The organism is Corallococcus sp. EGB (genome assembly GCF_019968905.1).
In the GTDB taxonomy this organism is placed as follows: Bacteria; Myxococcota; Myxococcia; order Myxococcales; family Myxococcaceae; genus Corallococcus.
Window position 1 is genome coordinate 7,850,793 of sequence record NZ_CP079946.1, and the last position, 21,012, is coordinate 7,871,804.

At 70.4% G+C, this 21,012-nt stretch carries 14 protein-coding genes; 6 read left to right on the forward strand and 8 right to left on the reverse strand.

All coding sequences use genetic code 11. From position 1 onward, the window contains the following. Nucleotides 1-95: 95 nt before the first annotated feature. Both KYK13_RS31850 and KYK13_RS31855 read right to left on the reverse strand, forming a co-directional pair. Complete coding sequence (locus tag KYK13_RS31850; protein WP_223637465.1) at nt 96-2,321, reverse strand: S9 family peptidase; 2,226 nt, start codon at nt 2,319-2,321, stop codon at nt 96-98. Nucleotides 2,322-2,473: 152 nt separating this feature from the next. Next, complete coding sequence (locus KYK13_RS31855; protein ID WP_223637467.1) at nt 2,474-4,654, reverse strand: S9 family peptidase; 2,181 nt, start codon at nt 4,652-4,654, stop codon at nt 2,474-2,476. 89 nt (nt 4,655-4,743) lie between these two features. Here KYK13_RS31855 and KYK13_RS31860 point away from each other — a divergent pair, with 89 nt between their 5' ends. Next, nucleotides 4,744-5,523, forward strand: coding sequence for a UPF0489 family protein (locus KYK13_RS31860; RefSeq protein ID WP_223637469.1), 780 nt, complete (start codon nt 4,744-4,746; stop codon nt 5,521-5,523). A gap of 6 nt (nt 5,524-5,529) precedes the next feature. Here the strand turns inward: KYK13_RS31860 and KYK13_RS31865 are convergent, their stop codons facing one another. Further along, nucleotides 5,530-7,488, reverse strand: coding sequence for a BamA/TamA family outer membrane protein (locus KYK13_RS31865; protein WP_223637471.1), 1,959 nt, complete (start codon nt 7,486-7,488; stop codon nt 5,530-5,532). A 41-nt stretch (nt 7,489-7,529) separates the two neighbouring features. Continuing rightward, complete coding sequence (locus KYK13_RS31870) at nt 7,530-8,399, reverse strand: ABC transporter substrate-binding protein (protein WP_223637473.1); 870 nt, start codon at nt 8,397-8,399, stop codon at nt 7,530-7,532. A 288-nt stretch (nt 8,400-8,687) separates the two neighbouring features. On the opposite strand from KYK13_RS31870, the gene KYK13_RS31875 reads away from it, so the two are divergent. The 4 genes from KYK13_RS31875 to KYK13_RS31890 all read left to right on the forward strand — a co-directional run bounded on the left by KYK13_RS31875 (nt 8,688) and on the right by KYK13_RS31890 (nt 14,682). Then, a complete protein-coding gene (locus KYK13_RS31875; protein WP_223637476.1) occupies nt 8,688-10,301 on the forward strand; it encodes a serine/threonine-protein kinase in 1,614 nt (537 codons plus the stop codon). Beyond that, entirely contained in the window at nt 10,298-12,853 is a 2,556-nt protein-coding gene (locus KYK13_RS31880; protein WP_223637479.1) for a TonB-dependent receptor domain-containing protein, read from the forward strand. Before KYK13_RS31875 ends, KYK13_RS31880 begins: the two co-directional genes overlap by 4 nt. Then, complete coding sequence (locus tag KYK13_RS31885) at nt 12,850-14,076, forward strand: hypothetical protein (protein WP_223637482.1); 1,227 nt, start codon at nt 12,850-12,852, stop codon at nt 14,074-14,076. The genes KYK13_RS31880 and KYK13_RS31885 overlap by 4 nt, the downstream gene beginning before the upstream one ends. A 123-nt stretch (nt 14,077-14,199) precedes the next feature. Beyond that, nucleotides 14,200-14,682 carry a response regulator gene (locus KYK13_RS31890; protein WP_223637485.1) on the forward strand — a complete coding sequence of 161 codons (483 nt, stop codon included), beginning with the start codon at nt 14,200-14,202 and terminating at the stop codon, nt 14,680-14,682. A gap of 15 nt (nt 14,683-14,697) precedes the next feature. On the opposite strand, the gene KYK13_RS31895 is transcribed toward KYK13_RS31890, so the two are convergent. The 4 genes from KYK13_RS31895 to KYK13_RS31910 all read right to left on the reverse strand — a co-directional run bounded on the left by KYK13_RS31895 (nt 14,698) and on the right by KYK13_RS31910 (nt 18,862). After that, nucleotides 14,698-15,315, reverse strand: coding sequence for a sulfite oxidase heme-binding subunit YedZ (locus tag KYK13_RS31895; RefSeq protein ID WP_223637487.1), 618 nt, complete (start codon nt 15,313-15,315; stop codon nt 14,698-14,700). Nucleotides 15,316-15,318: 3 nt separating this feature from the next. Continuing rightward, on the reverse strand, nt 15,319-16,308 hold the full coding sequence (gene msrP / locus KYK13_RS31900; RefSeq protein ID WP_223637489.1) for a protein-methionine-sulfoxide reductase catalytic subunit MsrP: 990 nt from the start codon (nt 16,306-16,308) through the stop codon (nt 15,319-15,321). Between the two features lie 34 nt (nt 16,309-16,342). Continuing rightward, complete coding sequence (locus tag KYK13_RS31905; protein WP_223637490.1) at nt 16,343-17,068, reverse strand: fatty acid desaturase; 726 nt, start codon at nt 17,066-17,068, stop codon at nt 16,343-16,345. 75 nt (nt 17,069-17,143) lie between these two features. Further along, nucleotides 17,144-18,862 carry a hypothetical protein gene (locus tag KYK13_RS31910; protein ID WP_223637491.1) on the reverse strand — a complete coding sequence of 573 codons (1,719 nt, stop codon included), beginning with the start codon at nt 18,860-18,862 and terminating at the stop codon, nt 17,144-17,146. Between the two features lie 132 nt (nt 18,863-18,994). Here KYK13_RS31910 and htpG point away from each other — a divergent pair, with 132 nt between their 5' ends. Continuing rightward, complete coding sequence (htpG, locus tag KYK13_RS31915) at nt 18,995-20,986, forward strand: molecular chaperone HtpG (protein ID WP_223637492.1); 1,992 nt, start codon at nt 18,995-18,997, stop codon at nt 20,984-20,986. Nucleotides 20,987-21,012: the final 26 nt, after the last annotated feature.

Genomic DNA, 21,012 nt, shown 5'->3' on the forward strand with positions numbered 1-21,012 from the left:
TCAGCCATTCCCCACGGACTGGTTGAAGTCAAAGAGGCCCGGACCCGCGGTGGGGTTCCGGGCCTCTCCTTCTTCCAGGCGTGGCGCCGCGCGGCCTACTTCTTCAGGGTCTGCTCGAAGTGGGCGATGACGCGCTCGTACTGGCGCTCGGTGACGACGGGGTCCGGCACCATGTGCGTGAGGCCGGACAGCGGCAGCAGCTGGTGCGGCTTGCCCGCGCGGAAGAGGGCATCCGACAGCTTCAGCGTGTGGAAGAAGTACACGTTGTCATCCGCGGTGCCGTGGATGAGCAGCAGGGCCCCAATGGGGCTGTCCTTCTTCGCGTACGTCAGCAGGCTGCTGACCTCGTAGGCCTGGGGGCTCTCCTCGGGCAGGCCCAGGTAGCGCTCGGTGTAGTGCGTGTCGTAGTCGCGCCAGTCCACCACCGGGGCGCCGGACACGGCGGACTTGAAGAAGTCCGGGCGCTTCAGCGCGGCCAGCGCGGCCATGTAGCCGCCGAAGCTCCAGCCGGTGATGCCCACGCGGCTCAAGTCCATCTCCGGCACCTCCTTCGCCAGGGCCTGCACCGCCTCAATCTGATCATCCAGGGTGACGGTGGCGAAGTCGTGCTTCACCGCGCGGTTCCAGTCGGAGGTGCGCAGCGGCGTGCCGCGCCCGTCCACCTTCACCACCAGGAAGCCGTGGTCCGCGAACCACTGGCTGAGCAGGTGCGCGGCCATGGACTGGTGCACGACGGTGACGGTGGGGCCCGCGTAGACCTCCACGATGACGGGCAGCTTCTGGCCGGGCTTGAAGTCGCGCGGCTTCACCAGCGAGGTCCAGAACTTCTTCGGGCCCACCTGGCGCACCTCGAAGTTCGGCGTGAAGGGCGGCTCCTGCGCCACCTCGGGCAGCTCGCCCAGCTTCGTGCCGTCGGCCTTGAGCACCAGCGTGCGCGGCATGCTCTTGGGGCCCTGGGTGTTGAGGACGATGAGGCCGCCGTTCTTGGAGACGAGGCCGTTCTCCACGGCCGGGCCGGTGGTGCCGGTGGACACCTGCTCCGGAGCGCCGCCGGACTTCACGCGCCACAGGTGGCTTTCGGTGGGGTTGGGGCCGCCGGTGAAGAAGAGCGTCTTGTCCGCCTGGACGAAGCGGGCGAGGTTGCGGAAGCCCGCGTCCGGCTTCACCACGGAGCGGTCCAGCTCACCGTTGGCCTTGCGCAGCTCCACCTCCGCGCCGCCGTTGCGCTCGGTGTACCAGAGGAAGCCGGAGCCATCCTCCAGCCACAGCGGGAAGTCCTGGGCCAGCTCCACCCACGCGTTGTCCTTCTCCGTGAGGAGCACGCGCGTCTTGCCCGTGGCGGGGTCCACCGCGAGCACCTGCTCCTCCGTCTGGAGGCGGTTCTGCACCACGAGGGTCAGCGGCCCGCCCTTGTCCCACTTCACCGTGGCCAGGTAGGGGTACTTCGCCGCGTCCCACTGCGCCCACACCGTCTTGCCGCCGGCGGCGGGCGTGATGCCCAGGCGCACCTTCGCGTTGGCCTTGCCGGGGCGCGGGTACGGGAACACGTCCCCGCCCTTCTCCGGGTGCATCACGTCCACGATGGTGAGCTTCTCCACGTCGGACGTGTCGGACTCCGTGTACGCGATGGACTTCGAGTCCGGGCTCCACCAGTAGCCGGAGAAGCGGCTCATCTCCTCCTGCGCCACGAACTCCGCCAGGCCGTGCGTCTTGTCCGCCGTCCCGCCCTGCGTGACGCGCTTCTCCTGGTTGTTGGAGAGCTCCACCCGGTAGACGTCGTGGTCCCGGACGTAGGCCACCTGCTTGCCGTCCGGCGACAGGCGCGGGTCGATGACGCCGGGGCCCGTCTTGAGCTCCGTGGACTTCCCCGTCGCGCGGTCCACCACGTAGAGGCGGCCGGAGAGGGGCACCAGCAGCTGGGTGCCGTCCTCGGAGAGGCTGTAGGAGGTGAAGCCCCGGGCGCTCACGCGCATGCGCTCGCGGCGGGCCTTCTCCTCGGGGGACAGGGTCTCCTCGGCGCCCTTGAGCAGGGCCTCCGGAGTGAGCAGCTCACGCGCCTGGCCGCCGGCCACGTCGAACGCGTAGAGCATCTGCACGTTGGACGTGGGGGACGTGCGCAGGAAGAGGACGGACTTCTCGTCAGGGGTGATGCGCGTGCCCACCGGGCGCCCGCTCTGGAAGCGGCGCGTCTCGGCGTACTGGCGCAGGAAGGTGTCCGGCTGCTTTTGCGAAGGGGCCATGGCGGAGGGTTTGCGCTCCTGGGCGATGGAGGGGGCGCTGCTCATGAGGAGGAGCGCGGCGGCGGTGAGGACCTGACGCATGCGTAGCTGAATCCCCGCGCGAGGCGGGGCTCCTTTCGCGAGAAGGTGCGGGCAAGCCTACACTCCGGCCGCCGCGCGGCCCTCCCAACGTCCGGCCCTGGTGAGGATTCCCACGGGAAGCGGGCGGCGCCCGCGGCACCTGGACCTTCCCGCTACTTCAGGTTCTGCTGGAAGTGGGCGATGACGCGCTCGTACTGACGCTCCATGACGAGCGGGTCCGCCACCATGTGCGTGAGGCCGGACAGGGGCAGGAACTGGTGCGGCTTGCCCGCGCGGAAGAGGGCATCCGACAGCTTCAGCGCGTGGAGGAAGTACACGTTGTCGTCCGCGGTGCCGTGAACCACCAGCAGCGCGCCGATGGGCCCCTCCTTCTTCGCGTAGGTCAGCAGGCTGTTGACTTCGTAGGCCTGGGGGCTCTCCTCGGGGAGGCCCAGGTAACGCTCGGTCGCGTGCGTGTCGTAGTCGAGCCAGTCCGTCACCGGAGCACCCGCGACGCCGGCCTTGAAGAAGTCCGGGTGCTTCATCACCGCCAGGGCGGACATGTATCCACCGAAGCTCCAGCCAAAGATGCCCACGCGGCCCAGGTCCATCTCTGGCACCTCCTTCGCCAGGGCCCGCATCGCATCCATCTGGTCCTCCAGGATGGGGGTGGCGTAGTCGTGCTTCACCGCGCGGTTCCACTCGGCGGTGCGAAGCGGCGTGCCGCGCCCGTCCACCCGCACCACCAGGAAGCCCTGATCCGCCATCCACTGGTCGAGCAGGTGCACGGCCATGGACTGATGCACCATGGTCTTGATGGGGCCGCCGTAGATGTCCACGATGACGGGCAGCTTCTTGCCGGGCTTGAAGTCACGCGGCTTCACCAGCGACGTCCAGAACCTCCTCGCGCCCACCTGACGCACCTCGAAGTCCGGCGTGAAGGGGGGCTCCTGGGCGACGGAAGGCAGTTCGCCCAGCATCGAGCCATTGCCCTTGAGCACCAGCATGCGAGGCATGGTCTTGGGGCTCTGCCTGCTGAGGACGATGAGCCCCCCGTCCTTGGAGACGAGGCCGCCCTCTTCCGCGGAACCGCGGGTGCCCGTGTCCACCCGCTCCGGCGACCCTCCGAGCTTCACGCGCCACAGGTGGCTCTCGGTGGGGTTCGGGTCGCCATTGAAGAACAGCGTCTGGTCCGCCTGGACGAAGCGGGAGAGGCTCCGGAAGCCGACGCCCGGCTTCACCACGGAGCGGTCCAGGTCCCCGTTGGCCTTGCGCAGTTCCACTTCCGAAGCGCCGTTGCGGTCGGTGTACCAGAGGAAGCCGGAGCCATCCTCCAGCCACACCGGGAACTCCTGGTGCAGGTCGATCCACGCCGCGTCCTTCTCCGTGAGGAGCACGCGCGTCTTGCCCGTCGCCGGATCTACCGCGAGCAGTTGTTCTTCCGTCTGGGGCCGGTTCTGCACGAGCAACGTCAGCGGCCCGCCCTTGTCCCACTTCACCGTGGCCAGGTAGGGGTACTTCGCCGCGTCCCACTGCGCCCACACCGTCTTGCCACCCGTGACGGGCGTGATGCCCAGGCGCACCTTCGCGTTGGCCTTGCCCGCGCGTGGATAGGGGAAGGTTGCCCCGGGCTGCTCCGGGTGCATCACGTCCACGACGGTGAGCTTCTCCACGCCGGACGTGTCGGACTCCGCATAGGCGATGAACTTCGAGTCCGGGCTCCACCAGTAGCCGGAGAAGCGGTTCATCTCCTCCTGCGCCACGAACTCCGCCAGGCCGTGCGTCTTGTCCGCCGTCCCGCCCTGCGTGACGCGCTTCTCCTGATTGGCGTTCAGGTCCACCCGGTAGACGTCGTGGTCACGGACGTAGGCCACCTGCTTGCCGTCCGGTGACAGGCTCGGGTCGATGACGCCGGGGCCCGTCTTGAGCTCCGTGGACTTCCCCGTCGCGCGGTCCACCGCGTAGAGCCGTCCGGCCAGAGGCACCAGCAGGCGCGTTCCGTCCTCGGAGAGGTCGTAGGACGTGAAGCCCCGGGCACTGACGCGCATGCGCTCGCGGCGGGCCTTCTCCTCGGGGGACAGGGTCTCCTCCGCGCCCTTGAGCAGGGCCTCGGGCGTGAGCAGCTCTCGCGTCTGTCCGCTGGCCACGTCGAACGCGTAGAGCATCCGCACGTTGGACGTGGGGGACGTGCGCAGGAAGAGGACGGACTTCTCGTCGGGGGTGATGCGCGCACCCACGGGCCTCCCGTTCATGAACCGCCCTGTCTCGGCGTACTGGCGAAGGAAGGACGAATGCTCCTGGGCCAGGACGGGCATCCCCAGGAGGAGCAGCGCGACGGTGACGAATGGACGCATGCGTGATTGAACCCCGCGGGACGGGGCTCCTTTCGCGGCAAGATGGGACACGTCTCGAACGCCGGAGTCTGGAGGGGATTTCCTCCCGCATGAACCCAAATGATGACGTTGCCCTGCGCCACCTGCGCCTCGCGGGCGTGGTGCGGTTGGGGCTGGGCGGAGGCCGGGGCCCGACGGATGCGTATGTGTTCGACCCGCATCGGCTCGCACTGCCCGCATGGGCCTGTGCGCTCGGCGATGAGGGGCCCCCTGCCCTGCTCGTCACGCTGGACCGGCACCTGGACATCGTGGTGCCCGAGCGCCCCGCGGACATGCCGGACCGCTCCGCCGGCCTGCGCGCCTTGGATGAACACACGCGGTGGCGCCTGGACGTGCGCAACTACGACCACATCCTCGCGGCCATGGAGGCGAACCTCGTCGGTGACGCGCTGCTCATCGCGCGCACCCGGCCCCGGGGCTCCTTCTCCGGGGACACCTACGTGGACACGCGCGGCCGCTCGCACCGCATCGTGACGGTGACGACGGTGGACCGCGCGGCGGAGGCGTACCTGCACCCCGGCCCCACGGACGCGGTGCGCGACGTCCTGGAGGCCGCGTCCGCCGTGCTGCTGGACCTGGACCTGGACTGCTTCACCAGCCTGAGCGACGCGGACCCCACCACCGTGCTGCCGTGGCCGAAGTCCGTCATCCGCGAGTTCCTCCTGCCGCCCGACTCGGAGCCCTTCTGGGACGCGGTGCTGGGCAAGGCGGTGGCGCTGACGCTCGCGCGCGAGCCGCACCACTGCGGCGGGCTGCTCGCGTCCGGCGAGCTGTTCCGCGACGTGGCGGACGTCCTCTTCCGCGAGCTGCTGCGCGTCGAGCCGCCCTGAGAAAAGTCAAGGCGAGTCGAGGAACGTGGGCCGGTAGTCCGTCACCTGCCCGCTGCTGAGCGACAGGCGGCTGCCCACCGGGGGACGGTCGCCGTTGAGCACGTAGCCGAAGTCGATGCGGAACGGGAACACGTTGAACTGCGGGAACAAGAGCCGCAGGCCCACGCCCACCGTGGTCACCATCTCCGGCCGCTTGTTGAACGCGCTGCCGGAGTCGACGAAGAGCACGCCGCCCAGGTGCACCGTGCGCACCACGACGGGCGCGGTGCGGTACTCCAGGTTCACCAGCAGCAGCCGCTTGCCGGAGTACGCATCCACCGCCGCGCCGCGCAGGCCGTTGCTGCCGCCCAGCAGGCTCACGCGCTCGGACAGGTCGTCGATGTTCACGTCCAGCAGGCCGCGCGCCACGAAGCGCCCGCCAAGGACGCGCGGCGACACCTGCACCAGCTCCGCGGCCCAGCGGCGGTTCGTCCAACCCTCCTTCACGCCGGGCTGGCTCGCGCTGAACTGCTGGCGGATGGACGCGGCCGCGGACGCGGTGGTGAGCGCGTCGCCCCAGTGCACGCGGTAGCGCACGGACAGGCCGCTTTCCACGAAGTGCGCCGCGGACGGGAACACCGGCGGCGCGTAGCGCAGCGTGGCCACCACCGAGTGCCCCAACTGGAAGTCCTCCGACAGCGTGTACGAGTCCACGTTGCGAAGGACGTCGTAGCGGGCCTCGAAGGCGCTGAGGGAGAAGTTCGCGTACCCCGCGTCCTCCGCGCGCGGCAGGTAGTTGCGGCGGAACCAGTCCGTCTGCGCGTCGGTGAGGTGGGACGCCACCGGCGCGGCGTAGGCGTAGTGGTAGGCCCCCGCGCCCATGCCCACGTTCCACTTGTAGCGCTGCCCGTAGGAGCGCGTGTACGTGGCGCCCGCGGCCACCTCGCGCGTGTTGTAGACGTACGGGATGGGGTCGCCGTCCGGGAACGGGAGCTGCCAGATGTCCGCGCCCCGGAACTGCCGCGCGGTCTCCATGTTCCACGCCACGGACGTGCTCAGGCTCCACGGCGTCGCCAGCGAGTACAGCGGCCGGCTGACCACGAGGCTCCCGCGAGAGCCCTCCGCGCGGCCCGTGTCGCGATTGATCAGCACCGCGGCGGACTCCGTCAGCGACCAGCGGCTGCCGAGCACGCGCTTGTCCGTGTAGCTCTGGCCGAAGCTGAACGTGTCCAGGCGCATGATGAAGTCCAGCGCCACCTTCTTGCCGCGCCCCAGGAAGTTCTGCTCCGTGCCCTGAAGGCGCAGGTAGAGCAACAGCGAGCCCACGGCGGAGAACTCGTTGTTGAGCCGGAGCGACCACAGGTCCTTGGTCACCAGCAGCAGCGCGACCTTGTCCGGCGCACTGCCCTTCACCGGCACCGCGCGCACGACGGAGAACAGGCCCAGCTTGCGCAGGTTGCGCACCGACTCCGCGACGAGCGCCTCCGAGTACGGCTGCCCCGGCGAGATCAGCACCTCCCGGCGGACAACCTCGTCGCGGGTGCGGACGTGGAAGATGTTGAGGAACGAGGGATACGGATCCGTCGGCGCGACCACCTCCTCCGCGGTGACGAGCACCTCCTCCAGCACCTTGCCCTCGGGCGCGGGCTCCACCTGGCGCTCGACCTCGCCCAGGCCCCAGGCGATGAGCGCGTCCTCGTAGTTCTTCGTGCTCTCGGCTTCCGTGGTGGCCACGGGCGCCTGCGTGCCCTCCGGCCCCACCGGGACCTGCTCCGCGCGCGGTGGCGCGGCGACCTCCGTGTTCGACACGCCCGAGGGCTCATCATCCGGCGAGCGCACGGGCGCGTCCGGAGGCACGACCTCCTGGGGCTTGCCCGAGCCATCCGGCGCGGGCGGCAGCGGCGTATCGGAAGGGGAGGTCTGTCCCGCCGGAGCGCCGGTCGCGGCGAGCACGGTGACCAGCAGGACGGGCAGGGAGAGCGGCACGCGCGCATCCTGTCACGCGCCGCGCCTGCCGCCAGCCCCACTCACTCCAGCGCCGTGCGCAGGTCTCCCGGCCGGGCCATGGGCAGCTTCTCCCCCCGGGCAATGGCCGCCACGATGCGGGCCAGCTGATCCACCCCGTCCGAAAGCGCCGCCGGCCCTGGCTGGAGGATGTACGTGCTCTTGACCTCGTAGAGCTGGTCGTCCAGCACCGCGCGCACGCCCTCCCAACCCGGCCGGGCGACGATCTTCTCGCGCTTCGCCTTGCGCCCGCACCAGCTGGCGATGACGCCCTCCGGGTCGCGCTTCGCCACCTCCGCCGGGTCGAAGATGCGCCCCTTCGCGCCCTGCGACGCGCGCGACTCCTGGCACACGTCCACCCCACCCACCACCTCCACCAGCTCCGAGCACCAGCGGATGCCGGAGATGAGCGGCTCGTGCCACTCCTCGAAGAAGATGCGCGGCCGCTTCGGCAGCGACTGCGCCGCGTCCGAGTGACGCTCCAGGTTCTTCTCCAGCTCCTCCGCCAGTGCCTCCGCGGGCTCCGCGCGCCCCACCAGCGCGCCCGTCAGCCGCACGGCCTGGAGGATCTCGGCGAGGGAGCGCTGGTTGAACAGGTACACGGGCACCCCGCGCTTGCACAGCTCCCGGCCGATGTCCGCCTGCAGGTCGCTGAAGCCCAGCACCAGGTCCGGCTTCAGCTCCAGGATGCGCTCGAAGTTCGCGTCCAGGAACGAGCTGACCTTCGGCTTCTTGCGCGCCTCCGGCGGCCGCACCGTGAACCCCGACACGCCGACGACCAGGTCCCCCGCGCCAATGCGGTAGAGCACCTCCGTCGTCTCCTCCGTCATGCACACCACCCGCCGCGGATGGCGCGGCGCCGACGACAACAGCGCGGACAGCTGGGCATTCATGCCGGAAACCCTAACCCGCCCGCGCCCCCTCCACCGGGGATGACGCAACGCGCCGACCACCGCGCTCTGTGCGGCAACGGACGCTGATTTCCGCGTTTTCCCAAAGCCACCGGGGACGCGGCAGGACGGGAGGTGCGGGAGGACGGGCGTGCGGCGCGGGCCGGAAACTCGGCGCCGGGGCGCCGCGAAGATAGCGGCACGTCTCTTGGGCGGTTTTCAAAGGCGGTGCTAGCATCCGCCGGGTCCGAAACGACGTATGCCGTTCTTCTCTTCGCCTTGGGGGAACACATGATCGAAAGCGACGCCCGCCGCCAGGGCGCGCCCGCCGACGTGCCGGATCCCCTGCTCGGGCGGATCCTCAACGAGCGCTTCCGCATCCTGGAGACGCTTGGCGCCGGAGGCATGGGCCGCGTCTACAAGGCCATGCAGGCGCCGTTGGACCGGCTGGTGGCGCTCAAGGTCCTCAACCCCCAGTACAGCGGCGAGGGCAAGGACCCCGGCTTCCAGAAGCGCTTCTTCCTGGAGGCCAGCGTCACCGCGAAGCTGCGCCATCCGAACACCGTCACCGTCATCGACTACGGCAAGACGGAAGACGGCATCTACTACATCGCCATGGAGTACCTGGAGGGGCTGACGCTGTCGCAGCTGCTCACCCAGGAAGGGCCGCTGCCGTGGGAGCGCGCGCTCGCCATTGGCCAGCAGGTGGCCCGCTCGCTGCGCGAGGCGCACAAGGTCGGCCTCATCCACCGCGACCTCAAGCCCGCCAACGTGATGATCCTCAACCAGGAGTCCGACCACGACGTGGTCAAGGTCCTGGACTTCGGCCTGGTGAAGTCCTTCGCGGGCGACGCCGCGATGAAGGAGGACACCACCCTCACGCAGGCGGGCGTCATCCTGGGCTCGCCGCAGTACATGGCGCCGGAGCAGGCGCGCAACATCGCGGACCCGCGCAGCGACGTGTACAGCCTGGGCGTGGTGCTCTACCAGACGCTGATGGGCCGCCCGCCCTTCCAGGCGGCGCAGAGCATCGACGTCATCGTCAAGCACATCAACGACCCGCCGCCCCCCTTCCACACCGTGTGGCCGGACCACAACGTGCCCGCGGAGGTGGAGTCGCTGGTGATGAAGTGCCTGGCCAAGCGCCCCGTGGACCGCTACGCGTCCATGGACGCCGTGCTCCAGGGCATGCGCGCCGCGGCGTCCGCGTCCGGCGTCAGCGGCGTCTTCGCCACGCGCACCGGCCTCAACGCGGTGGGCTCCGGCCCCCACAGCGGTCCGCACAGCGGCATCCACACCGGCCCCCACCACCTGGGCTCCGGCCCCACGCCCGCGCCCAACACCATGGCGCTGGACATCTCCGTGGACGAGGGCGGCGGCCTCGCGGAGAAGAAGTCCGGCAAGGGCCTGGGCATCGCCCTCTTCGGCGCGTCCCTGCTCGTGGGCCTGGGCGTGGCGGGCTTCTTCGTGCTGCGCGGGCCCCAGAAGCCGCCAGCGGAGGAGCTGCCGTCCGCGCCCGTGGCGCGCACGCCCGCCGCGCCGCCGCCCGCGCGCGAGCCCGCCGCCGTCGCGGAGGCTCCCGCCGTGGCGCCGCACCCGGCCATCCTCCGGCCCATCCGCTTCGACGTGGACAGCGAGCCCCAGGGCGCGGAGGTGAAGGTCGCCGGCAAGGTGCGCGGCACCACCCCGGTGGTCGTCACCTACACTCCGGATGGACCAGGCCTGGCGGACGTGGAGGTGTCGTTCGAGCTGGAGGGCTACCAGCCCCTCAGCAAGGTCTACTCGGGAGAGCCGGGGAGCACCGTGCCCGTTTCCATCAAGCTGACGCGCATCAAGAAGCAGGCTCCCAAGCCCGCCCCCCCGGCCCCCGCTTCTTCCAAGTACAAGGACAATCCGTACCAGTGAATCCCCCGACAGCCTTCCGACGTGGAGCGCTCCTCGCGCTGTGTCTCTGCGCGACCGAGGCCCTGGCGGACGCGCGCCTCGAAGCGCGCCGCCACTTCCGCAATGGCATGAACCTCATCGAGCAGAAGCAGTTCGATGAAGGCATCGCCGAGTTGGAAGAGGCCTACAACATCAAGCCGCACCCCAGCGTCCTCTACAACATCGCCCGGGCGTACCAGGACGCGGGCCGGCTGGAGGAAGCGCTGGATGCCTACAAGCGCTACCTCGCCTCCAACCCGCCGGACGCCGCCAGCGTGCAGGCCCAGGTCGCGCGCCTGGAGGCCACGCGCCAGGCCGCGCAGGCGGAGGCGCCCGCTCCCGGCACCCAGGCGGGCACGTCGGGCAGCGCCACCGGCCTGCCCATGCCCCCGCCGCCCCCCACGAGCATCCAGGCCCAGCAGCAGCTGGCCGCGCTCATGGAGCGGCTGGAGAAGGCCGTGGCCCGCGCGGAGTCCATCTCCGCCCAGCCCCAGGCCCCGCAGCCCGCGGCCGCGCCCGCCACCGGTGCCACCTCCAGCGGCAGCGCCGGCTCCGGCGACACCTCCGGGGACCAGGGCCTGGTGCCGTACGAAGAGCGCGTGGTGACGGCGAGCCGCCGCGCCCAGTCCTCGCTGGAGGCGCCCAACGCCACCACCGTCATCACCGCGGAGGACATCCGCCTGTCCGGCGCCACCACGCTGCCGGAGCTCCTGCGCCGCGTGCCCGGCGCGGACGTGATGGCCATGGGCGTGGGCAGCGCCAACGTCAGCCTGCGCGGCTTCAACCAGCGCCTGGCCAACAAGGTGCTGGTGCTGGTGGACGGCCGCACCGAGTACCAGGACTTCCTCGGCCTCACGCTGTGGGCGGGGCTGCCCATCGGCCTGGAGGAGATTGACCGCATCGAGGTCATCCGCGGCCCGGGCAGCGCGCTGTACGGCGCCAACGCCATGCTGGGCGTCATCAACATCATCACCCAGGCCCCCGGCACCGGCCGGCGCGCGCGCTTCGGCGTCATGGGCGGTGGCGGCAACACCGTGCAGGGCTCCTTCGTCAGCCACGGCCAGAGCGGCGACCTGCGCTACCGCGCGTCCGCCGCGTACCGCCAGGAGGACAAGTGGACCCGCGACTACGCGAGCGGCCGCCCGGACTTCGCCGTGGAGGGGCCCGCGGATCCGGACCTGGGGGTGCGCGGAGCCCGCGCCAACCTGTCCACGGTCTACACGTTCCAGGAGGGCCGCTCGATTGGCCTCTCCGGCGGCGTGCACCGCTACCTCACGGAGATCTATCCGCTGGGCCTGCTGCGCAACTACTACATCGACGGCCTGGGCGCGTACGCCAAGGCCGACGTGGAGCTGGGCGCGGTGAAGCTCAAGGCGTTCTGGAACCACCTGTCCGGCGACGCGGGCCCCCAGTACGAGGCCATTGGTCAGCGCTCGCTGGGCATCCAGGTGGCCTCCAACGTCTTCAACGGTGAAGCGCTGTACGCGCGCGGCTTCGAGCTTGCGGGCGAGCACCAGGTGAACATCGGCGTGGAGGGCCGCTTGAAGCGCGTGGCCTTCACCTACCTGGACGACCTGCGCGAGGAGTTCCACGCGGCGGCCTTCGTCCAGGACGACTGGCACATCGTGCAGCCGCTGCGCCTCATCGTCAGCTACCGCGTGGACCGGCACCCGCTGCTCGACAAGGGCAACCCGGGCCTCGCGCAGTCCCCGCGCCTGTCCGCGGTGTTCCAGCCCATTGAAGGGCACGCCTTCCGCGCGTCCGTGGCCACCGCCTTCCGCGAGCCCACGTTCCTGGAGAGCTACACCCGGCTGCCGGTGCCCGTGCCGGGCGTCAACGGCGTGAGCCTGCTGACCACCGGCAACCGGACGCTGCGCCCCGAGCGCCTCAACGCGCTGGAGCTGGGCTGGCGCGGTGAGTCCCCGCGCCTGGGCCTGGACTGGGACGTGGCCCTCTACCAGAACACGGTGAAGGACCTCATCGCGCTGTCGCCCGTGCAGCCTTTGCCCGCCGGCGAGTCCTATGACCGCGGCACCGGGAGCTACCTGCTGGGCCGCTCCATGTTCACCAACGAGGCCGCCATCTACACCGCGCGCGGCGTCGAGGCGGGCATCAACGTGTCCCCCATCGACGGCCTGGGCGTGAAGGCGAGCGCCGCGTACCAGCACATCAGCTCCGACCTGCCGGACGACGGCCAGTGCGGCACGTGCAGCCAGACACCGGCCTTCCGGCTCTTCGGCGGCATCACCTACCGCACGCGCACGGACCTGGAGTTCGGCATCGAAGCGGCGTTCACCTCCTCCACCACCTGGGTGGAGCGCGAGCCCTCCGCGTCCGACCCGACGCGCGTGGCCCTCATCGCCAACAACCTCCCCGCGTACACCGTCGTCAACGCCCGCGTGGGCTACACCGTGGTGAAGGACTTCGTCTCCGTGGCGCTGCAGGGCAGCCAGCTCGGTGGCAGCCACGCGGAGCACCCCTTCGGCAACCGCATCGAGCGGCGCGTGTTCGCCAACCTCACGGTGACCCCATGAAGCGCGCCCTTCCCCTCCTCGCCTTCGCGCTGACGTCGCTGCTGTCCGGCGGCTGTGATGTCCCGGACGTGGTGCCCACCGCGGACGGCCGCCAGCACACGCGCTCCGCCCGCATCGAGGGCAACCTGGTGGTGCAGTCGCGCGCGCGCGGCAACGCCATCGTGTTCCTCTACGACGCGGCCAACCCGCCGCCGCCCGCGGGCTCCGGCCGGCCTCGGGCCTTCACCGTCGTCACCGCCGCGGAGCTGTTCGGCGCGTCGCTGGGGGACAACTCCCCGGGCCCGTTCACCGCGCCGTTCGCGCTGAGCCTCGTGGACCCGGGCCGCTACATCCTGCGCGGCTTCATCGACGCGGACACCTGCCGGAGCATGCCCCAGCCCTGCCACGTGCCCGACTTCAACCCCTGGTACGGCGTCACCTCCGAGCCCAACGCGGGCGACGTGGGCGGCGGCGCGGTGGACCCCATCACCAGCGCCACGCGCGTCCTGGAGATCACCACGGACGCGGACGGCTGGCCCCAGCCGCTCACCGGCGTGTCCGTGTCCTTCTCGGACTCGGCCACGGTGCCCTTCGACCGGCCCGCGTTCCAGACCGCGGATCCGCGCGAGTTCAACACCGCCAGCACGCCGACGAAGCTGCTGACGCTCACGCCGCAGGTGCTCACCGGCGCGGTGGACCAGCGGCCTCCCGGCTTCTGGGTGCAGCTCGCGGATGCCAACAAGGACGGCCTCCCGGACGACGCCAACAGCGACGGCGTGCCGGACATCGCCTGGCCCCGCGTCATCGTGCGCAAGCTGGCGGAGGGCGTGACGGGCTACGTGGACGAGAACGACCTCAACCGCGACGGCGTGGTGGACGCGGAGGGCGTGGACTACGCGCGCGCGAGCGGCGGCAAGGACGGCAAGCCGGACGCGGTGGTGCTGGCGGCCGGCCTGGTGGCCGACCCCCTGCTCCCTGCCCTGCTGGATGAGCAGGGGCGCATCCGCCCGCAGCCCGTCTTCGTCCCGCAGCTGGTGGTGGCCATCCGCCCGCAGGCGCTGGACGCGCGCGACCCCGCCGCGCCCGCGCCGCTCGCGGCCGTGCCCCCGGGCCGCTACAGCATCACCCTGCTGCAGTCCACGGGGCAGACCTGGCGGCTGCCCAACGAGCTGGACCCGGCGCTCGCGGAGCCCGCAGGGCTGCCGGGCGTGCCGTCCCAGTCCTTCGTGCTGGACGTGCGCTGAGGTCGTTTTCGCCCTCCCGAAATCGGGGTGGAGGGCCCTGGGTTGCTTTGACTTCGCAGGGCCCTTCCGCGACCATGGGCGGTGCCGCTGGAGGCATTCCGCTCCCCCGAGGTTCTGAATCCGATGAAGGTCGGCCCCCTCTCCGCCCCTGAAACCGCGCCCTCCCGTCCCACGGGAAGCACCCCCTCGGTCCGTCCGGCGGGAGGGACAGGTGCGCAGCGCGTGCTGCTGGTGGACGACAGCCGCTCCATCCGGACGCTGCTGAAGATCTACCTCATGGCCCGGAGCTTCGAGTTCCTGGAGGCCGAGTCCGCCGAGGAGGGCCTGAAGATCGCCGAGGCGGAGCCCGTGGACCTCATCCTCACCGACTTCCACATGGACGGGATGAACGGCGCGGACTTCGCCGGGCAGATCCGCGCCAGCAGCAACGTGAGGCTGTCCAAGGTCCCCATCCTGATGATGACGGGCGACCCGAACGTGGCGGAGGTGCGCGCCCTGGGCCAGAAGGCCGGCATCAGCGCCTTCGTGCGCAAGCCGGTGAGCTGCGCGCAGCTGATGACGCTGGTGGACACCATCCTCCCGCTGCCCCGCGCCGCCGCGAAGTAGCGCCGCCGCGCAGCCTCAGGCCGGGCGCTCCCGCGCGAGCGCCCGCCGCTTGCGCAGGGCCTCGGCCACGCGCACGGCCAGGAGCAATGCCAGGACGGCCCCGTAGAGCACCGGCTCCGTGACGTCCTTCTTCACCCGCCAGATGAAGTGCACCACGCCCAGCACCGCGGCCACGTAGGCCAGCCGGTGCAGGCGCTGCCATGCCGGGAAGCCCAGCCTGCGCACCCACCTGTTGGTGGAGGTGACGGCCAGCGGCACCAGCAGCACGAAGGCGGTGAAGCCCACGGTGATGAAGGGCCGGGTGAAGACGTCCTCCACCATGGCGCGCACGTCCAGGCCCTGATCCAACACCGCGTAGGTGAAGAGGTGCGCCGCCGCGTAGGTGAAGGCCAGCAGGCCCAGCGTGCGGCGGATGCGCGCCGGCCACGTCCAGCCCGTCAACAGCCGCACGGGCGTGCACGCCAGCGACGCCAGCAGCACCGCCAGCGCGAAGAGGCCCGTCTGGTTGAGGGCGAACTCGATGCCGTTGGCCCCCAGCTGCCCCTGCGCCCCCTGCACCGCGAGCTGCAGCAACGGGGCGAGGCCTCCGACGGCGACAGCGGGATTGAGCCAGGGGAGCTTGGAGGAGGCCATGGTTCAGAAATCCCGCTTCAGGTCCATGCCGCGGTAGAGGTCGGCCACGGCGTCCGCGTAGCCGTTGAAGGGCAGCGTGGGCCGGCGCGCCGTCTCACCGATGCGGCGCTCCGTGGCCTGGCTCCAGCGCGGGTGGTCCACCGCCGGGTTGACGTTGGCGTAGAAGCCGTACTCCCGCTTGTTGGCGAGGTTCCACGTCGTGGGCGGCTGCTCGCGCGTGAGCGTGATGCGGACAATGGACTTGATGCCCTTGAAGCCGTACTTCCACGGCACCACCAGCCGCAGCGGGGCGCCGTTCTGCGCGGGCAGCTGCTTGCCGTACAGGCCCGTGGCCAGCAGCGTCAGCGGGTGCCGGGCCTCGTCCAGGCGCAGCCCTTCCACATAGGGCCAGTCCAGCACCGGGCTCTTCTGGCCGGGCATCTGCTCCGGATCCTCCAGCGTGGTGAAGGCCACGTACTTCGCGAAGGACGTGGGCTGCACGCGGTCCAACAGCTTGCCCAGGGGCAGGCCCAGCCACGGAATCACCATGGACCAGGCCTCCACGCAGCGCATCCGGTAGACGCGCTCCTCCAGCGGGAAGGCGGCGATGAGCTGATCCACGTCCACCGTCCACGGCTTGTGCACCTCGCCGTCGATGACGACGGTCCACGGCCGCGTCTTCAAGAGGTGCGCGCGGCGGGCCGGGTCGTTCTTGTCGAGGCCGAACTCGTAGAAGTTGTTGTAGGTGGTGACGTCCTCGTAGGGCGTGCGCGGCTCGCCCGTGTCGAAGAGGCCCTGGGCGGGCGCCACCGGCTGGTCCACCGCGCCCGCGTCCGGCACGAAGCCGTCCATGGGGCTCGTGCGCTTCATCCCCAGCAGGTACAGCCCGCCGCCCACCACGGCGGCCGTCCCCGCGAACAGGGCCGTGTTCTTGATGAACTCGCGGCGGCGCAGGTAGAGCTTCTCGGGCGTGACTTCGGAGCCGGGGGGCTCGGGAGGAAGCTTGTCGCGCATGGCTCCCTCTATAACGCCCCAGCGCCTTTTCCGGTTACCGCCGGGCGTCCTTCACCCGCCACAGCCGCCACCAGGGCGTACCGGGGGAGTGGTGGTGTTCCCAGTGGTAGCCGAAGAAGAAGCACGACAGCAGGGCCCACAGGTGGTTGCGCGGCAGGGTGCGCGCATGGTGCGGCGCCATGCCCTCCGCGTCCGGACGCCGGTGGGGCAGGTAGGTGCCGAAGTAGAAGAGCTGCACGGTGGCCAGCACCGACGGCAGCACCCAGAAGGCCAGGATGCGCGCCTGGGGCACGCCCAGCCAGAGCAGCGCGTTGAACTTCAGCGCCATGACCGCGATCTGCGGCCACGTCGTGTAGCGCACCATGAAGGCCCCGAACCACGGCCAGAATGACAGCCCCCGGGCCGCGAAGTCCGGGTCGTGCGCTCCCGTGGGGTCCGCGTGGTGCGCGCGGTGGTTCACCACCAGCCGGCGGTAGGACATCCCCGCGAAGAGGAAGCAGGCCAGAAAGCCCACCCCCGTGTTCACCCGGCGGTTCAGGGACACGGTGCCGTGCATGGCGTCATGCCCGGTGATGAAGAGCCCGGTGGACAGCCACATCTGCACGAGGACGTGCAGCCAGGGGAGCGGTGAGCCCCACGGCCGCGCCGGGCCCGCCAGCATCCACGCCAGGTGCCCGCCCCACGCGCCCACCACCGCGAGCGCGAGCGCGACGCCCCAGGGGTCGGGGGACGGAGGACGCGTGGAGGACTCGGACACCATGGCTCCCTTACTGGACGGGCCCCGCGCCATCCGCACGCGACGAGCGTGCGGGCGGGACGGGGCCTGGCCGGGCCGCTACTTCGCCGCGGACTTCGTGGCCGGGGCGCCGAAGTCCTTCACCAGCGACTCGGCGGTGACGTAGCGCGGCTCGATGTCCACCGGCACGTTCTTCAGCTTCTCCAGCACCTTCTGCACGGAGGGGCGCACCACGCCCTGCTTCGCGAGCAGCTCCTCGGCGGCGGCGCGGTCGCCCTTGGCCTGGAGCGACATCAGCTGGTTCGTCAGCGACGTGACGGAGGCCTGCATCTTGTCCGGCACCACCTCGAAGGTGCCGTCCGCGTTCACCTTCACCGCGCCGGTGTCCAGGAAGTGGTTGAGCTGCAGCGCGATGCCCTTGCCGTGCGCCTCGTCGATGCCGAAGCGGATGGAGCGGAACGCGGACGCGAGGAACGTCGTGTACATGGTCCGCTGCAGCTCCTTGTCCAGCGTGCCCTTGTCCACCAGCCGCTGGAGCGCCCACAGGCCGGAGATGTCCGCCTTGGCCTCTTCAATGGCGCTGGAGGACGCCTGCAGCGCCTGACGCACCGTCGTCTGCTTCCCGGCCACGGTGACGTTGTGGGGCCCCAGGCCGTGCATCAGCTCGTGCATGAGGATGTGCGTGAAGAAGGCGTCGAAGGACACGTCCTTGCGGTCCTTCGCGGGCAGCGCCACCTTCGCGATGGGCACCAGCACGCGCTGGAACTTCGCCTCCTGGATGTTCTTCAGCATCACGCGCTTGGTGCCCTTCTCCGCCGCCACGCGCTCGTCGTTGGGCAGGTTGTAGGCCGCCGTCTGCACGCCCCGGTTGCCGTCGCCGGATGAATAGAGGCTGTTGATGACGCGGATGGGAGCCAGCGCCCCCAGCTTGGGGTTGCGCAGGGCGGGCTCGATCGGGAGGTTGTTCTCCAGCTCCTGAAGCTCCGCGCTGAACTTCGCCAGCTTCTGCGTCTCCGCTTCGTCGCGCACGCCGATGAAGGCCTCGAACGCGGCCTTGTAGTTGAACCAGCCGTCCTCGTAGACCTCGTAGGGCCCGATGGTGGGCTCCACGCTCGCGTCCAGCTCCATCCACGCGACCTCGCTCGCGTAGTAGTCGTTGGACAGGAACGCCTCCGCGCGCGTCTCCAGGAAGCGCTTCAACGTCGGCTGCTGGGTGAGCGCCGCGGCCTCGCGCAAGAGCTTCGCGGCCATGCCCAGCTCACCCTGGTACTCCACGCTGTAGGGGACGGTGAGGAACTTGCCGTCAGGCCCCTTGCGCACCGTGGTGAAGAAGCCCGTGGCCGCGTGCTGCTGCGCCTCTGGCAGGCTCTTCACCCACGCCTCCACCTCCGCCTTGGTGGCGCCGGCGGGATAGAAGTTGCCCTCGTCCGGCTTGGGCGGCACGCCGGGGATGAACGGCTTCGCTTCGTCCAGGCGCGACCAGGGGCCCTTGTTGAGGAGGAACGCGTGCAGCCGCTCCTTGCCCAGGGGCGTGGTGTCCTCCACCAGGTCCAACAGCAGCGTCGGGTTGCCCGCCCACGCCTGGCTCAGGAAGAGCGGGTCCATGATCTTCGCGGCCTGGAGTATCTTGGCCAGGGCGCGCTTCTCCGCGTCCGGCAGCTTGGACACGTCCACCTTGACGTCCACGGGGGCGAAGCGCGCCGTCATCCGCTTCAGCGTCGGGGCGTCGGGCAGGCGGGCGGGGGCTTCCTGGGCAGGGGCGGCGCCCGACAGGAGCATCGCGCCGAGCAGGGGCAGCAGGGTTCTGGACTTGGGCATACCCCTTCCCTACCCCAACCCGCCCCGGTCTCCCAGCGGCGGGTGGCGGCGGATTGCCTCTTCTCGACAAGCCGGCGGGCATGGTTATGGGGAAGGGCATTGGCGCGTTCCAGCCCGCGCCCGGAGGCCTTCATGTCCGCAGAGACCCATCCCCAGCGGGAAACCCATTCCTTCCAGGCGGAGATCCAGCAGCTCCTGAGCCTGGTCATCAACTCTCTCTACAGCCACCAGGAGATCTTCCTCCGGGAGCTGGTGTCCAACGCGTCCGACGCGCTGGACCGGCTGCGCTTCCGCTCCATCACGGAGCCGGAGCTGCTCAAGGACGAGCCCGCCCTGGAGCTGCGCATCCTGCCCGACGCCGACAAGGGCACCCTCACCATCGAGGACACCGGCATCGGCATGACGCATGACGAGCTGGTGAAGAACCTGGGCACCATCGCGCACTCGGGCTCGCGCGAGTTCCTCCAGGCGCTGGCGCAGAAGGGCCAGAAGGACATGCAGCTCATCGGCCAGTTCGGCGTGGGCTTCTACAGCGCGTACCTCGTCGCGGACCGGGTGGAGGTGGTGAGCCGCGCCGCGGGTGCGACGGACGCGTGGAAGTGGGCGTCGGAGGCGCACGGCACCTTCACGGTGGAGCCCGCGCAGAAGGCCACGCGCGGCACCGCCATCACGCTGCACCTGAAGGCGGACCAGAAGGAGTTCCTGGGTGAGTGGCGGCTGCGTGAGCTCATCACCCAGTACTCGGACTACGTGGGCCACCCCATCAAGCTCCAGGTGACGAAGCACGTGGGCAGCGGGGACACGCAGGCCACGGAGTCCGCGCTGGAGGTGGTGAACAAGGCCAGCGCCCTCTGGCAGCGCGCGAAGGGCGAAATCACGGACGAGCAGTACCAGGAGTTCTACAAGCACCTGACGCACGACTTCGACAAGCCGCTGGCGTGGACGCACTTCAAGGCGGACGGCACGCAGCAGTTCACCGGCCTGCTCTTCGTGCCCAGGCACCCGCCGTTCGACCTGAACTCGCAGCAGCAGCGCGGCGTGCGGCTCTTCGTGAAGCGCGTGTTCATCATGGACCGCTGCGAGGACCTGGTGCCGCAGTGGCTGCGCTTCGTGCGCGGCGTCATCGACTCGGACGACCTGCCGCTCAACGTGTCGCGTGAGATGTTGCAGGACTCGGCGGTGGTGCGCGCCATCCGCAAGCACGTGGTGAAGAAGTCGCTGGACCTCCTGGAGAAGCTGGCCAAGGACAAGCCGGACGACTACCGCGCGTTCTGGGAGTCCTTCGGCACGGTGCTGAAGGAGGGCCTGACGCTGGAGACGGAGTACCGCGAGAAGCTGGGCGCGCTGGTGCGCTACGAGTCCTCGCGCGAGGAGGGGCTCACGTCGCTCGCGGACTACGTGGGCCGCATGAAGGAGGGCCAGGAGGCCATCTATTACGTCTACGGCGAGAGCCGGAAGGCGGTGGCGGACAGCCCGCACCTGGAGGCGCTGAAGCAGCGCGGCTACGAGGTGCTCTTCATGACGGACCCGGTGGACGAGTGGGCCGCGCAGGGCCTGCGCGAGTTCCAGGGCAAGCCGCTGGTCTCCGCGCTCAACGCGGACCTGAAGCTCCAGTCCACGGACGAGGAGAAGAAGGCCAAGGAGCAGGTGTCCGAGGGGCTCAAGGGGCTGACGGACAAGATGAAGGACGTGCTGAAGGAGGACGTGCGCGAGGTGCGCGTGTCGGACCGGCTCACGGACTCGCCGGTGTGCCTGGTGGTGTCGGAGGGCGGCACGCCGGCCTACCTGGAGCGCCTGCTCAAGGAGCGCGGCAAGGGGATGCCGCGCATCAAGCGCATCCTGGAGGTCAACCCCAAGCACCCGGTCATCGAGCACCTGCGCGGGCTCATCGCGCGCGACCCGGCCGCGCCGCAGGTGGGCGAGTGGATTGAGCTGCTCCACGACCAGGCGCTGCTCACCGAGGGCAGCCCGCTGAGCGACCCGAACCGCTTCGCCCGGCGCATGACGGCGCTGCTCACCCAGGTGGCTTCGAGCACGGAGACGGCCCCGGGCAACGGCGTCCCGGCCGCCGCCCAGGTGCCGCCGCCCGCCGCGACGACGGCGGCGCAGCCGCGGCAGGGCTGAGCCACGCCCCAGGGCGTGGCGGGAGC

What these genes read in the sequence shown, in the direction of transcription:
- KYK13_RS31850 (WP_223637465.1), bottom strand. Translation starts at nt 2,321, where the DNA reads ATGCGTCAGGTCCTCACCGCCGCCGCGCTCCTCCTCATGAGCAGCGCC.
- KYK13_RS31855 (WP_223637467.1), bottom strand. Translation starts at nt 4,654, where the DNA reads ATGCGTCCATTCGTCACCGTCGCGCTGCTCCTCCTGGGGATGCCCGTC.
- KYK13_RS31860 (WP_223637469.1), top strand. Translation starts at nt 4,744, where the DNA reads ATGAACCCAAATGATGACGTTGCCCTGCGCCACCTGCGCCTCGCGGGC.
- KYK13_RS31870 (WP_223637473.1), bottom strand. Translation starts at nt 8,399, where the DNA reads ATGAATGCCCAGCTGTCCGCGCTGTTGTCGTCGGCGCCGCGCCATCCG.
- KYK13_RS31875 (WP_223637476.1), top strand. Translation starts at nt 8,688, where the DNA reads ATGATCGAAAGCGACGCCCGCCGCCAGGGCGCGCCCGCCGACGTGCCG.
- KYK13_RS31885 (WP_223637482.1), top strand. Translation starts at nt 12,850, where the DNA reads ATGAAGCGCGCCCTTCCCCTCCTCGCCTTCGCGCTGACGTCGCTGCTG.
- KYK13_RS31890 (WP_223637485.1), top strand. Translation starts at nt 14,200, where the DNA reads ATGAAGGTCGGCCCCCTCTCCGCCCCTGAAACCGCGCCCTCCCGTCCC.
- KYK13_RS31895 (WP_223637487.1), bottom strand. Translation starts at nt 15,315, where the DNA reads ATGGCCTCCTCCAAGCTCCCCTGGCTCAATCCCGCTGTCGCCGTCGGA.
- msrP (WP_223637489.1), bottom strand. Translation starts at nt 16,308, where the DNA reads ATGCGCGACAAGCTTCCTCCCGAGCCCCCCGGCTCCGAAGTCACGCCC.
- KYK13_RS31905 (WP_223637490.1), bottom strand. Translation starts at nt 17,068, where the DNA reads ATGGTGTCCGAGTCCTCCACGCGTCCTCCGTCCCCCGACCCCTGGGGC.
- KYK13_RS31910 (WP_223637491.1), bottom strand. Translation starts at nt 18,862, where the DNA reads ATGCCCAAGTCCAGAACCCTGCTGCCCCTGCTCGGCGCGATGCTCCTG.
- htpG (WP_223637492.1), top strand. Translation starts at nt 18,995, where the DNA reads ATGTCCGCAGAGACCCATCCCCAGCGGGAAACCCATTCCTTCCAGGCG.